The organism is Actinocrinis sp. (genome assembly GCF_035938995.1).
Taxonomy (GTDB): Bacteria; Actinomycetota; Actinomycetes; order Streptomycetales; family Catenulisporaceae; genus DASZGI01.
On record NZ_DASZGI010000255.1, the window covers coordinates 1 to 14,444 of the forward strand.

The window sequence follows — 14,444 nt, forward strand, 5'->3', positions numbered from 1 at the left end:
CCCGGCGGGGCGGCGCAGGGAACTGGTCGACGACGTGCGCTCGCACATCCAGGTCGCCCTGGCCGAGAGCGGACGCGACGACGCCGAAGCCGTGAGCGCGGTGCTTGAGGCGCTGGGCTCGCCGCGCGAGATCGTCGCGGCATCCCTGTCCGGCGACGTCGAACCCGCGCAGGCCGACGGGGGAATCGGCGGCCTTGAGATCGCGGCGCTCATCCTGCTGCTGGTCGGCGCCGCCGCCGCAGGTGTCGGCTGGCTCGTCGGCGTGCTGCTGCTGTGGGCGTCGCCGCGCTGGACACGCCGGGAGAAGATCCTGGGCACCCTCGTGCTGCCGGGCGGTGTGGTGCTGCCGATCGTCCTGGCCTCCGGCCTGGCCACCAACGCCGTGCTCGTGCCGCTCCTGCTGCTGGCCGTCGGATTGGCCGCGCCGGTCCTCACGGCGATGCGTCTGTTCCAGAGCGCCCGCGCCGCGACCGTGATCGGCAGCGCTCCCCGCTGGGGCGCGGGCGTGTGGGCCGTCTGCGCGGCGGTCGTGGCGATCCCGGCGCTCGGCGGGATCTTCTTCCTGGCCACCTCACAGCAGCCGGTGTCCGACACTCCGGCGACCGTCGGCACCGGTCAGGCCACCCCGACGCACAGCGCCTCTTGACCTCGCAGCCCACAGCGTGCCGACGCCCGGCGCGACCCGGCCCTGAAGTATGGTTCAGGGCCGCGATCGCGCCGGGCGTCGGCCGTACCGGAACCGTCTCACCATGTGGACGCACCGGGTAAAGTCTCCGCAAACGGATCGACATCGATGCGCTCAGGCCGCGATCAAAGCCCTGACCAGTACGGTTCCGCAACACGGGGTGGATTGCGGGCCGCCGGCGTGACGGTTGCGGAACCTTCCGGCAATGTTGACACCGCCTGCCGCCCCGGCGAACCTTTCAGGAGAGCGCTCTCCCTCGCGTAGTGCCCACCACAACGTGAGGAATGTCCATGGCTGTCAGCCACTGGGTGACGTCTTTGCGCACCCGAAATACCCGCTCCGCCCTCCTCGCCGTCTCCCTTGTCCTCTCGCTCGTCGCCGCGCTGTTGGCCGCGGTCACGGTGGGCACGGCCCACGCGGCCGGGACACTGCTTTCCCAGGGCAAGCCCGCGACCGCCTCCTCGGTGAACGCGGGGAACGTCGCGGCGAACGCGGTCGACGGCAATACGAACACGCGCTGGGAAAGCGTGTGGAGCGACCCGCAGTGGCTTCAGGTGGATCTGGGCACGTCCTCGTCCATCAGCCAGGTGGTGATCCAGTGGGAGACCGCCTCGGCCAAGGCTTACCAGATTCAGGTGTCTGACGACGCCGCGAACTGGACCACGATCTACTCGACGACGACGGGTCCGGGCGGCACGGAGACGCTGAACATCACCGGGACCGGCCGATACATCCGCATGTACGGCACGCAGCGCAACACCGGCTACGGATACAGCATCTGGGAGTTCCAGGTCTACGGCACCGCCGGATCCGGCGGCGGTGCGACGTGCGGCACACAGAACGCCGCGCTCGACCAGCCGACGACCGCGTCCTCGCAGGAGAGCGCTTCCCTCCCGGCGTCGGCGGCCACCGACGGCAATCTGAACACCCGGTGGTCCAGCCAGTTCAGCGACCCGCAGTGGCTCGACGTGGACCTGGGTTCCGCACTGCCGGTCTGCCAGGTGGTCCTCAACTGGGAGACCGCGTACGCCACCGCGTTCCAGATGCAGGTCTCCACGGACAACACGAACTGGACCTCGATCTACTCCACCACCACCGGGACCGGCGGGACCCAAACGCTGAGCGTCTCGGGCACCGGGCGCTACATCCGCATGTACGGCACCACGCGCGCCACAGGGTACGGATACTCCCTGTGGGAATTCGAGGTCTTCACCGGCGGTAACGGTGGCGGCGGGCCGTCGCCGAGCCCGTCACCCTCGAACAGCGGCGGCGGCAACGGCAACTGCGGCACCGCCAACGCGGCGCTCGGACACCCGGCCAGCGCGTCCTCGATCCAGGACAACAATCCGGCGTACGACCCCTTCTACGCCTTCGACGGCAGCTCCGTGACGCGCTGGTCGAGCGCGTCCGCGGACCCGCAGTGGATCGAGGTCAACCTCGGCGCCAGCCTGCCGATCTGCCAGATCGTGCTGACCTGGGAGAACGCTTACGCCTCGGCGTTCCAGATCCAGACGTCCGCCGACAACGCGAACTGGACCACGATCTACTCCACCACCACCGGGACCGGCGGGACCCAGACCCTGAACGTCTCGGGCAACGGCCAGTACGTCCGCATGTACGCCACAGCCCGCGGCACAGGGTATGGAGACTCGCTCTGGGAGTTCGCCGTCTACACCGTCGGCAACCAGACCGCCACCGTCCCGCCGCCCCCGCCACAGCCCGCGCCCGGCGGCTGCCCCTGGCTCAACGAGCCGAACGTGGCCGTCTCCACCCGCGTCGCCCAACTCATGGGCGCGATGACGCAGGACCAGAAGGACCATCTGCTCTTCGGCGACGGCTCGAGCACGTATATCGGGCAGATCCAGGGCCAGTCGGCGCTGTGCATCCCGAACGTCAACCTCGAGGACGGGCCGGCGGGCGTCGGTGACGGACTCGGCGGTGTCGTGCAGTTCCCCGACGGCGAAGTGGCCGCGGCCACCTTCGACACCGGCTACGAGCACAACTTCGGCGTCGCGGCCGGCCAGGAGTTCGCCGCCAAGGGCGTGAACGTCTCGCTCGGCCCGACGATCAACATCGTGCGCGATCCGCGCTGGGGCCGGTCCTACGAGACCTTCGGCGAGGACCCGTACCTGACCGGCGAGATCGTCAGCGCGGACGTCCAGGGCATGCAGAGCCAGGGCGTGATGGCCATGGTCAAGCACGCGGCCGCATACAACATCGAGCAGCCCGACGGACCGGGCAGCGGCGGCGGATACGTCGTGGTCGACCCGCGTACGCTGCAGGAGATCTACCTGCCCGGCTTCCAGACCGCCATCGAGAAGGGCGGCGCGGCGGCGATCATGTGCGCGTACAGCAACGTGAACGGCGAGTACTCCTGCCAGAACCCGTCGATCGAGAACATCGGGCTCTACCAGCAGGCCGGGTTCCAGGGCTTCATCAGCTCGGACTGGGGCGCCATCCACGACACCGTGCAGTCGGCCAACGCGGGCGAGACGATCGAGATGCCCTTCGGCGGCTTCTTCGGCCCCAACCTCGAGACGGCCGTCGCGAACGGGCAGGTCACCCAGGCCACCTTCGACACGATGGTGTCCAGGGTGCTGACCCAGATGTTCCGCTTCGGCATGTTCGACCACGCGCCGACCGGGTCCACGACCGCCATCGTCGCCGAGCCCGCGCACCTCGCGACCGCGCTGCAAGGCGACGAGGAGGGCACGGTGCTGCTGAAGAACAACGGCGTCCTGCCGCTGAACCCGAACGGCACCGAGTCCATCGCGATCATCGGCAGCGACGCCAGCTCCGGCGCGATCACCGGCGGCGCCGGAAGCGGCAGCGCCACCAGCTCCGGCACGTACGACCCGCTGTACAGCATTCAGCAGCGGACCGCCGGAACGCACGTGACCGTCAGCTACAACGACGGCTCGAACCAAGCCTCCGCGGTCGCGCTCGCGCAGTCCTCGAATGTGGCGATCGTCTTCGCGGCCGACAACTACGGGCACGAAGAGTCCGACAACACCACGCTCAACCTGCCCAACAACCAGGACGCGCTGATCTCCGCGGTCGCGCAGGCGAACCCGAACACGATCGTCGTGCTCAACGACAACTCGGCGATCCTGATGCCGTGGCTGAACCAGGTCGCGGGCGTGTTCGAGGGCTTCTACCAGGGCCAGGAGTACGGACAGTCCATCGCGGCGCTGCTGTTCGGCGACGTGAACCCGTCCGGGCACCTGCCGATCACCTTCCCGACCTCGCTGACCGCGCTGCCGGCGAACACTGCCGCGCAGTGGCCGGGCACCGGCGGCACCGTGCAGTACTCCGAGGGCCTGGACGTCGGGTACCGGTGGTACGACGCGAACAACGTCACGCCGCTGTTCCCGTTCGGCTTCGGCCTGTCCTACACCTCGTTCTCGTTCAGCAACCTGCAGGTCGGGGCGCTGAACAACGGCCACGCGACGGTGACGGCGACGGTCACCAACACCGGCAGCCGGGCCGGGACCGAGGTGGCGCAGCTGTACGTCGGCGATCCGGCATCGGTCGGCGAGCCGCCGCACCAGCTCAAGGGCTTCCAGCGGATCGCGCTGAACCCGGGAGCCTCCGGGACCGTCACGTTCACCGTGACAGCGCACGATCTAGCGCACTGGGACACCACGTCGAGCAACTGGATCGCGTCGGCGGGCGGCTACCAGATCCTGGTGGGCGACTCGTCGCGCAACCTGCCGTTGTCCGGCACCCTCAACAACCCGAGCGACGTCACGGCGAACGCCATGGACTGACGCCGATCCCCAGCGAGGCGAGGAACTAGGTAGGACCTAGAGGAAAGGCCCGGGCGCCGCCGGTGCGGTTCGTGTCACCGTACCGGCGGCGCACTCTTGGGCGGTGAGAATGTGCGCTGAGCGAATGTTGAGCATTCAACCGTGCGTGTTCGGTGCCTGCTGCATACGCTGAGTGCTGCGAAGCGGTGCGCGGTGCCCGCTCGGATTCGATGTACGCCAGGTGGCGGATACCTCGGCGGCGGCGGCGGGCGGACCATGGAAACGCCCCCCGTGGCGACCCCGCGGTCAAGGTGCCGCACACCCTCGCGGGGTCGCCCACCCACGGGTGGTGTCGGGCGGCTCCGGGTCACCCGGCCCCGGCGGGACGTTCTTAAGTGCGCCCCGTGTGCGTCGGCGTGGCGGGAAGCAGGCGCACGGCCGCCTCGCCGGCGATCTGGCTGCGCGAGCCGAATCCCAGCTTCACCAGGATGTGCGAGACGTGCGTCTGCACGGTGCGCGGGGAGAGCGAGAGGGTCACCGCGATCTCCCGGTTGGACCGGCCCTTCGCGACCAGTCCGGCCACCTTGACCTCGGTCGGGGTCAGGGCCTCCCACCCGTCGCCGGGCCGGGGCGCCGCACGCCGTCTGCCGCGTCGCACACCCAATACCCTCATGCGCGCGTCGGCGCGAGCTGTTTCCCCGGCGGCTCCCAGCGCCACGTAGGCGTCCACGGCCTGATTCAGGTGGGCCCGAGCGCCGTCGAGGTCGCCGCGTGCGGCGGTCACCGCCGCAAGGTCCTCCCACGTGCGGGCGAGCTCCAAAGGACGCGGAATGCGCCGGTAGTACTCCAGCGCTGTCAGCAGCGGCCCAGGATCCTGCGTCAGCAGGCCGCGACAACGCTGCGCCGCCGCTGCCCGCGCCGGAGCCGCCGCGACCACCTCCGTCTCGGCGGCGCGGACGGCAGCCTCCGCACAAGCCTCGTCACCGACCGCGAGCGCGAGCCGCACGATCTCCGGCAGGAGGAGGTAGCGCTGCTCCAGGTCGGGGGCGACGCCGGGCTCGAGCGCGACGGCGAGCTCGGCTAAGGCGTCGGCCGGCCTGCCGTCCGTCTCGGCCCGCAGGGCTCTGGCCATCAGCAGATGGGCCGACCGGCTCAGCGGACCGCCCGACGGGATCGGCACGTCTGCGACGCGGGCGAGCCGCTCGTCCGCCTCGTCGTCACGGCCGCGGTGCGCGAGGATGAGCGCGGCCAAGCCGTGGGCCTGCGCGGGCAGCCACGCGTCCGCCGCCGCCTGCTCGTCGAACGCCGCCAGCTCCCCGAGCGCGACGTCCCAGCGTCCCGCCGAATAGTGCAGCGACGCCCCGGCCACCTGCACGAAACCGAGCGCGGCCAGAGCTTGGGTGCGCTGGCCCACCGTCCGGGCGGCCTCGAGCCCGCGCATCGCCGCGGGAAGCCGGTCCAGGTCGCCGAGCAGGAGCGCGCGCGCCGCGCCGAAGTCGATCTCGAGGTCGGAGGCCAGCCGGAGGGCGGACCGCGACGCCGCGAGTCCCGCGTCGAGGGCGGCCAGTGCGCCCAGGTGGTCGCGGCGGGACAGGCGCACGCGGCCGAGGACGTGGTTCGCGCAGATGACGGCGGTCGGGTCGCCCAGCGACCCGGTTCGCTCGAGAACTTCCGCGGCCAGCGGTTCGGCGTCCGCGTACCGGCCCTGATAGCACAGGACCCGGGCGCGCAGGCCGAGGAAGCGGGTGGCTCGGCGCCGCTGCGGTTCGCTCTCGCCGGCGTGCGCTTTTTCGCCGCGCTCGGCGACTTCGAGGGCTTCTTCCGTGCGGCCGTCGCGCAGCAGCACCGCGCTGAGCAACATGTCCGCGAAGGCGCGGTGATCGGGATCGGCGGCCTGGGCCTGGAACCGGCGGGCGAGGTCCACCGCGTCACGGCGGCCGATGCGGTGCGCACTGGCGCTGAGGTATTTCCAGAGCACTGCCATACGCAGGTCGTTGTTCGGGGCGTGGTCGACGGCGCGCTGGAACAGTTCGAGGGCGATGACGGGCACGCGCACCGTCAGGACTCTGGCGTGGTCCACGAGCCAGTCCAGCGCCCACCCCTCGGGTGGCTCCCGGGCATCCCGCAGGTGCCGGGCGGCCTCGTCCGCGACTGCGTCGTCCGCCGGGGCTCGGTCCCGCGCCAGGATCTGCGCCGCCTGATGGTGCAGGAGCGCGCGGATCGCCACCGGGATGTCGGCGTAGAGGGCCTGGCGGACCAGGGGGTTGCGGAACCCCAGATGGGAGCCGCCGGCATCGACGAGGATCCCGGCGACCTCCCGTTCGGTGAGCATCGGGACGAGCACGGACAGGTCGCGGCCGGCGAGCGCGGCCAGGTCCTCGACGCCGAATCGCGGCCCGAGCAGCGCAGCCAGGCGGAGCGCGGACACGGTGCCGGACGGCAGGCCGGCGAGGCGGGAGGCGACCGTGGCGAGCAGCCGGGGGGGCGCCTGCGTTCCGGGGGCGACGTCGGCGATCCCGTCCACGGTTGCGAGTGAGCCTTCTGCGATCAGCGTCGCCACCAGGTCGTTCAGCAGCCGCGGACTGCCTTCGGCGAGCCGGGCCAGGGCGGTCAGGCGCGGTCCGGGCGCGGCGCCCGCGAGTTGCCGCAGGAGTTGCTCCACCTCCTGCCGGGCGAGCGGTCTGAGCCGCAGGTGGATCGGTGCGAGGCCGGGGATGGCGGCGCGTGCGGGGGCCAGCCACCGGGAGGCGATCAGCATCAGCGGACGGTCGCGCGTGAGGGCTGCCAGCCGCTGCCCTACCAGGACGGTGGCGCTGTCGGCGAAGTGCAGGTCGTCGACGGTGATCAGAGTCGGCGCCCGCTCGGTCAGCTCCCGGACATACGCGACGATCTCGTCGGGTTCCGCGGGAACGTCCGCGCCTTCGGGGCCGAGAGCCTCTCGAAGAGCGAGCAGCGGAACGTCGCGGCCCAGTTCGTCCGCGGCGCCACACAGCACGTGGAACCCGCGCCGTCGGGCCTCGCGCGCGGTGAGCGACAACAGCGCGCTCTTGCCGGACCCGGGCGCCCCTTCGACGACCACCGCGGCGCCGGCGCCCGCCGCCGTCTCGCCCAGCAGCCCGTGCAGCCGCGCGAGCTCCTGGTCCCGCCCCACCCAGGGTTCTTCTTCTGACGTCGGCGTGGTCGGTGCGACCGGGGGCGTCGGGTCGGTCACGGCACCCGCCGGGCGGCTTCGCGGGCGATCTCGCTGCGGGAGCGCAGGCCGAGCTTGGCCAGGATGTGCGACACGTGCGTCTGAACCGTGCGCGGCGACAGGAACAGCAGGTCGGCGATCTCAGGGTTCGAGCTGCCCTCGGCGACCAGCGAGGCGATCTTCGCCTCCGCCGGAGTCAGCGCCTCCCACCCGGTGCCGGGCCGGGCGCGCCCCGAACGCCGCCCGCGCCGCACGCCGAGCTCGCGCAGGCGCGCGTCGGCGCGGCTCAGGTCCCACAAAGCGCCGAGCCTGAGGTAGCCCTCGGCGGCGTCCTCCAGGTGGCGGCGGGCGGTTTCCGCGTCGCCGCGCGCCGCCGCCACGACGGCTTGGTCCTCCCGGGTGTGCGCCAGAAACAGCGGCACGTCCGCCTGCTGATAGTACTCGGCGGCCTGCGCCAGGACGCTGAGATCCCGGTCGAGCAGGCCGCGGCACCGACGCGCCGACGCCCGGCGCCGCGTGTTGGCGGTTTCGCGCCGGGCGTCCGCCTCGGCCACCGCCACGGTCAAGCGCGCCGTGGCCTCGTCACCGGCCGCCAGGGCGAGCCGGGTGAGATCCGGCAGACACCAGCTCCTGTCGTCGAGATCCCATACACCACCCTCGAGCAGGGCCGGCTTGAGCGCCGCGAGCGCGTCGGGGATTCGCCCGTCCGCCTCCGCGAACAGCGCCACTGCCCGGATCGGGTATTGGAGGAGCCGACCGTCCGGGCTCTCTCGTTCGCCGCGCACGGACTCCACGTGCCCGCGCGCCTCGGCCATCTGTCCACGGTGCACCAGGATCAGCAGGCGCACGGCTGACAAGGGGTTTCGCTGCTTTGCGGAGTCCGGCCGATCGATCACCGGGCGCAGCGCGGCCAGCGCCTCGTCCCAGCGTCCGGCCAGGTAGAGGAGCGCCACGGAGCGGGCCACGACGCCGGCGAGGCGCCAGCTGACCCCGTGGCGCTCGGCGATCTCCTGGGCGCGCTCGACTACCGCGTACGCCTCGGCGGTGCGGTCGAGCCGGCCGAGCATGACCGCCTGGTTCTGCATCATCAGGACACGTTGGTCGGCCAGCCGCCAGCGCTCCCCCAGCGCCGCCAGGCCCTGTTCGATCCGGGCCAGTGCGCTCGTCAGGTCGCCCGCCGCCGCCAGGATCATCGAGCTGACGTGGGCGCCGTACCACTCGGTGAGCGGGTCGCTGAGCCGGCCGCCCTCAAGCAGCGCCCACTCGGCCAGTGCGCCGGCCTCGTCAACCAGTCCCTGAGCGTAGACGAGCTGGGCACGCAGCCCGGTGAAGCGCGCCGTCCACAGGTCTGCCTCACCGTCGGGGAGGCTGTCCATGGCGCCTGCCAGGGCCGCGACACCCTCGTCCACCGCTTCGAGCCCCTGGGTGTACCTCCCCACCCGGTTCAGCGCGGTGCCGGACATGAACGCCCAGGCGGCGCGGCGCACCGGATCGGCATCGTACTCGAGCAACCCGAGCGCGGCGGGGACGCAGTCGCTGCGTCCGGTCAGGTACATCGCCGCGGCGAGTTTCTCTTCGAGCAGCAGTCGGCCCGGGTCGTCGGGGGCGGCGTGGTCGATCGCGCGGCGGAACAGCCCGATCGCGAGTTCGGGCGCGCGGAAGGTCAGCCCGTCCGCGTTCGCGGCGATCCATTCGGCCGGCCAGTCCTGGGCCAGCGCGGCGGCGCTCAGCAGTTGCTCGGCGACGCGTTCCACAGACGCTCCGGCCGCGTCGAGCGCCTTTGCCGCCGCTCGGTGCAGAGCGGAGCGCTTCGTCTCGCGCATGCTGTGGTAGAGCGCCTGGCTGACTAGGGGATGCCGGAAGCGCAGGCGCACGCCGTGCTCGACGAGAACCCCGGCCGGCATCACCTCGTCGAGTACCGAGAGCAGCTGATGCGGCTCGCGCTCGCTCAGCACCGCCAGTTCGCGCCCGGTGAACTCCACGCCCAGCAGCGACGCGAAGCGCAGCACCGCCAGGGCGTCCGACGACAGCGAGGCGAGCCGGGCGTGCACCTGCTCCACCAGCCTTGGCGAGAACGTGGCCGCCGCGCCGGTGTCCGTCGCCACGGCGATGCTGCCCTCGATGCGGATGCCGTTGCCCTGCCGCATGCTCTCGATGAGGTCCAGAACATACGCGGGATTGCCGCCCGCGGCCTCGAGTCGCCGCCGGAGGTTCGCGCTCGGTGACGCGCCGAGCGCCGCCGTGGCGAGGACCGCGACCTCGGCGGACGTCAGCGGTTCGAGTTCCAGCAGCGCGGCGCCGTCCCGGGTGAGCGCGCGACGCGCCAAGTCGAAGGCGGAGCCCGAGCGGGGCGCGGTGGGACGGGCGGTCGCGACCAGGAGCAGCGGGAGGCGGGCGGCCAGGCGGCTGAGCCGGTGCCACAGCAGCAGGTGGTCCGGCTCGGCGCGGTGCAGATCGTCCACGGCGAGGACGACCGGCGATCGGTCGCACATCCGCTCGACGGCGGCGAGGGTTCTCTGAACGTCTGCGGCGCCGGAGCCAGGGGCCGGGAACTCGAGGTCCGGCGCTGCGCCGTCTCCGCCACCGGCCTCGGCGCTTGTGGTCGCCCCGGGGGGACGGAGGCTGAGCGCTTTGTCGTCCGCGCCGGGCGAGCCGCGCAGAAGAAGGCAGCCCAAGTCGGCTGCGCCGTCGAGCCCGGCCGACAGCACCGTGGTCTTGCCCGATCCGGGCTCCCCCTCGATGAGCACGCTGCCGCCTTGACCGGCCGCGAGATCAGCGACGAGGTTCCGCAGGTAAGCGGCCAGGCATTCCCGCGCCGGGGCCGACGCTGCCGGGATGGCCCGCGCGGGCGACGGATGGGGTGGGGGGAGGTCGGGGGCAGTCGCTGCGTCGGGGCGCTCAGGAGCCAGGAGCGTTGATCGGCGCATCCAGCACCCCCTGCCGCTGGGCCACTATGAAAGCAACGAAGACGAACGTCGAACGTGCTGTCGTTCCGACCTCGGGTGATCGGCCCGCGATGAGTTCGGACTCAGACACGGTTCAATTCCCAAGATACCTGTTCATTGCGAAGCTCCGCGCGGGATTCGGAGGGTGATTCGCAGTCGTGTGCGAGCAGCGGTCGGGCCGCGTCGCACGCCTATAGCGCCCCCACAGGCGCAAAGAGCGCGAAAACGACCATGGGTCGGAGCCGACGCCGTCCCTTTCGTCCGCTCCGGCCCACCGCCGGTCTCTTTATTTCACAGCTTCATGTGCCCGGCTTGCCTGCCTGACTCGTTACTCGCCCGACTCGTTGCCCTCGGCCTCGTCGCCCGACTCGAGCGCCGCGGTCTGCGCGGTGCCGGAGGTGACGGCGATGCGGCGCGGCTCAGTAGAGGTGTAAGCGCCCGCGACGCGGACGGTCAGCACGCCGGACTCGTAAGAGGCGGTCACCGCGTCCGCGGTCACGTGCGCCGGCAGGTCGAACGACCGCCGGAACGCGCCGTAGCGCACCTCGCTGAAGCCGCGTCCGTCCTGCTCGCGCGTGCTCTGCTCGCGGCGCTCGCCGCGCACGACCAGGCGGCCGCCGTCGACCTCGACCACGACGTCCTTGGCCGCGTTCAGGCCCGGCGCCTCGACGCGGAGGACCGCGTCGTCGCCGTCCCGGGTCACTTCAGCCGCGGGCGTGAACGCGCGGCCCTCAAGCGCCGGCCGCGTCGCGGCCGGTCCGAAGAAGCGGCGGACCAGCACGTCGAACTCGGCGAACGGGTCGCGCCGGGTCCACAGCGATTCAGAATTCAACAGCGACGCGGCGTTCAGGAATGACGCGGCGCCCGGGAAGACCACAGTGCTCAAAGTTGCTCCTCGATCCCACTAGGCCGGTCCTCCGACCGGCACTCCCTATAACTTGAGCCTAGTCGACTCAATTCCCGGCAGGAACTGGGAACATCCGGGACCGATGGGTGCGCCGTGAGTGCGCGTCGGCTCACACCTGCGTGAACCGGTAGCCGTCCTCGAGGAGCTGCGGCAGCACGATCTTGAGGGCGGCCACGGTCTGCGAGCGGTCTCCGCCGCCGTCGTGCTCCAGAATGATCGATCCGGTGCGGGTGTTGGCCAGGATCCGCGACACGATCACGTTCGTACCGGGGCGCGACCAGTCGCGCGGGTCCACGGACCAGTCCAGAGGCCGCAGCCCGGCGTCGGCGCAGGCCTGGAACACGGCGGTCGACCAGGCCCCGTAGGGGGCGCGGAAGACGGTCGGGTGGACGCCGACGTCAGCCAGGGCGTCGTTGGTGCGCGCTATCTCCGAGCGCACGCCGGCCAGAGAGAGCTTCGACTGGTCGGCGTGGTCCCACGTGTGATTGACGATCACGTGCCCCGCGTCGGCCACCTCGCGCACGAGCGAGCGGTTCGCCGCGATCTGGCCGCCGATCATGCAGAACGTCGCCTTGATCTGATACTGGTCCAACAGCGCCAGGATCTGCGGCGTGTAGACGTTGCTCGGTCCGTCGTCGAGCGTCAGCGCGATCATCTTGGGACCCGCCGCCACGTAGTACTGCGGCTTCGTCCTGACCTGCGACGGGTCGGTCGAACCGGTCGGACCGCCCGAGGCCGGGGCCGAGGGCGAGTCGAAGCCCGATCCGGCGGGGGACGAGGACAGATCCGTGGGCGGCGCGCCGGCCGACGGCGACGACTGCGCCGATGACGGCGGCTGGGCCTGCGACGGCCCCGACGAGGCGGGCTGCCCCGGGCCGCCGCCTGACGCCGGCGAGCTGGAGCCGAGGAGGCCGAGGCGTGACGCCCGCCCGCTCAGGGCCCGTGCCGCCGCGTATCCGCCGCCGCCGACCAGCATCAGTCCGGCAGTGGCGAACAGCACGCGCCGGGTGAAGCGGCCACCGGATGCCGGCGGCGGTGCCGCGTACTCGTCGACGCCGCCTGACGGATCGGCGATCCGGAACTCCCCGTGCCGGCCGCCATCGAATGGGTCGGGGTTGTCCACGCGCCCATACCGGTCGCGCGGCGCGCCGGACGCAGGGAGCGTGTCGTCCAACGCCCCCGCCGGAGCAGGCACGCCGCCCAGCGCGACGGTGCGCGCAAGGTCTTCGTCGCGGCGCGCGCCCCACCCGGGGCCTCGCGCCGCGTCCCATTTCCAGTCATCGGAACTCACGCCCCCTCAAGACGGACGGAGTGATGATCCGGTTGAAAGATCTTCAGACGAGCTTCAGGGAGCTCCGTGCAGGTCCACCGTTTCCCCAGGTCTCCGGTTTCCCCGCTCCGGCTCGTGTGGCGCGCGTCACCGTTCCCGAACGCCATCGTCTGTTACGACCTCGCGTGCCAAGATGCAACCACGACCGTTCGGAGGATCAATGGAGACTGCCTTCCGGGTGTGCCCGCTGTGCGAAGCGACCTGCGGGCTGGCGGTGACGCTCGAAAAAGACCTGATCGTGGGCGTGCGCGGGGACCGGGACGACCTTTTCAGCCATGGGTTCATCTGCCCCAAGGGCGCGCTGCTGGGCGAACTGGACCAGGACCCCGACCGGCTGCGCGCGCCGCTCGTGCGCGACGGTTCGACCTGGCGCGAGGTCGGGTGGTCCGAAGCCTTCGCCCGGATCGAGGCCGGTCTGCGCCCGCTGATCTCAGCGCACGGGGCCGACGCGGTCGCCTGCTACCTCGGCAACCCCAACACGCACACGACGGCCGGCGGCCTGTACATCAAGCCCCTGCTCAAGGCTCTGGGCACGCGGAACATCTACAGCGCGAGCACGGTCGACCAGATGCCGAAGCACGTCTCCTGCGGTCTGATGTTCGGCAATCCGCTGAGCATCCCGGTCCCCGACCTGGACCGCACCGATCACCTGCTCATGCTCGGGGCCAATCCGCTGGAGTCGAACGGCAGCCTGTGCACCGCGCCCGACTTCCCGGGCCGGATCAAGGCGCTGCGGGCCCGCGGCGGCAGCCTCGCCGTGGTGGACCCCCGCCGAACCCGTACCGCCGCGCTGGCCGACCGCCACGTCGCGATCCGGCCGGGTACCGACGCGTTCCTGCTGTTCGCGATGGTGCACGTGCTGCTCGCCGAGGGCTTGGCCGAACCCGGTCCGCTCCTCGCGCACCTGGTCGGTCTGGAGGAGCTGGCCGCTCACGCCGCAGCCTTCCCGCCCGAGGCCGTCGCGCAGGCATGCGGCGTTCCGGCCGAGACGATCCGCGCCCTGGCCCGCGAGCTGGCCGCCGCGCCGACCGCCGCCGTGTACGCCCGCATCGGGACCACGACCGTCGAGTTCGGCACGCTCACCAGCTGGCTCGTCGACGTGCTGAACATCCTGACCGGCAACCTGGACCGGCCCGGCGGCGCGATGTTCCCGCAGGCCCCGCACCTGCCCGCGCCCCGTCCGGGCCCGGGCCGCGGCTACCGCACCGGCCGGTGGCACAGCCGGGTGCGGCACCTGCCCGAGGCCAACGGGGAGCTGCCGGTCGCCACGCTCGCCGACGAGATCGAGACGCCCGGCGACGGCCAGATCAGGGCCCTCATCACCGTGGCCGGGAACCCGGTGCTGTCCACCCCGAACGGACCGCGGCTCGACGAAGCGCTGGCGGGTCTGGACTTCATGGTCGCGGTCGACTGCTATCTCAACGAGACCACCCGGCACGCCGACGTGATCCTGCCCCCGTCCCGCATCGTCGAGAAGGACCACTACGACTTCGCCTTCAACATGCTGGCGGTGCGCAACGTCCCGCGGTACAACCCGCCGCTGGTCGAGAAGGCGCCGGGCGTGCTCGACGAGTGCGAGATCCTCGCCCGGCTGACCATGATCGCCTCCGGCTACGGGCCGGACGCCGACCCCGCGCT

The 14,444-nt window shown here is 71.7% G+C and carries 7 protein-coding genes; 3 read left to right on the forward strand and 4 right to left on the reverse strand.

Translation table 11 applies throughout. From position 1 onward, the window contains the following. Together VGZ32_RS17730 and VGZ32_RS17735 are read left to right on the forward strand one after the other, a co-directional pair. On the forward strand, positions 1-646 hold a 646-nt coding region (locus VGZ32_RS17730), incomplete at its 5' end, for an HAAS signaling domain-containing protein (protein WP_326887180.1). A gap of 329 nt (positions 647-975) precedes the next feature. Next, on the forward strand, positions 976-4,455 hold the full coding sequence (locus tag VGZ32_RS17735) for a discoidin domain-containing protein (protein ID WP_326887181.1): 3,480 nt from the start codon (positions 976-978) through the stop codon (positions 4,453-4,455). 370 nt (positions 4,456-4,825) lie between these two features. On the opposite strand, the gene VGZ32_RS17740 is transcribed toward VGZ32_RS17735, so the two are convergent. The 4 genes from VGZ32_RS17740 to VGZ32_RS17755 all read right to left on the reverse strand — a co-directional run bounded on the left by VGZ32_RS17740 (position 4,826) and on the right by VGZ32_RS17755 (position 12,767). Further along, positions 4,826-7,645, reverse strand: coding sequence for a helix-turn-helix transcriptional regulator (locus VGZ32_RS17740; RefSeq protein WP_326887182.1), 2,820 nt, complete (start codon positions 7,643-7,645; stop codon positions 4,826-4,828). Further along, positions 7,642-10,371 (reverse strand): helix-turn-helix transcriptional regulator, encoded by a 2,730-nt coding sequence (locus VGZ32_RS17745; RefSeq protein WP_414642560.1) that lies wholly within the window; start codon positions 10,369-10,371, stop codon positions 7,642-7,644. Before VGZ32_RS17745 ends, VGZ32_RS17740 begins: the two co-directional genes overlap by 4 nt. Positions 10,372-10,897: 526 nt before the next feature. Next, positions 10,898-11,401 carry an Hsp20/alpha crystallin family protein gene (locus VGZ32_RS17750; protein ID WP_349263642.1) on the reverse strand — a complete coding sequence of 168 codons (504 nt, stop codon included), beginning with the start codon at positions 11,399-11,401 and terminating at the stop codon, positions 10,898-10,900. A 184-nt stretch (positions 11,402-11,585) separates the two neighbouring features. Beyond that, positions 11,586-12,767 carry a polysaccharide deacetylase family protein gene (locus VGZ32_RS17755; RefSeq protein ID WP_326887184.1) on the reverse strand — a complete coding sequence of 394 codons (1,182 nt, stop codon included), beginning with the start codon at positions 12,765-12,767 and terminating at the stop codon, positions 11,586-11,588. A gap of 199 nt (positions 12,768-12,966) precedes the next feature. Here VGZ32_RS17755 and VGZ32_RS17760 point away from each other — a divergent pair. Beyond that, the coding region (locus VGZ32_RS17760; RefSeq protein ID WP_326887185.1) for a molybdopterin-dependent oxidoreductase at positions 12,967-14,444 on the forward strand (1,478 nt) is incomplete at its 3' end.

Coding starts and splice junctions, on each gene's coding strand:
- VGZ32_RS17735 (WP_326887181.1), top strand. CDS start 976: ATGGCTGTCAGCCACTGGGTGACGTCTTTGCGCACCCGAAATACCCGC.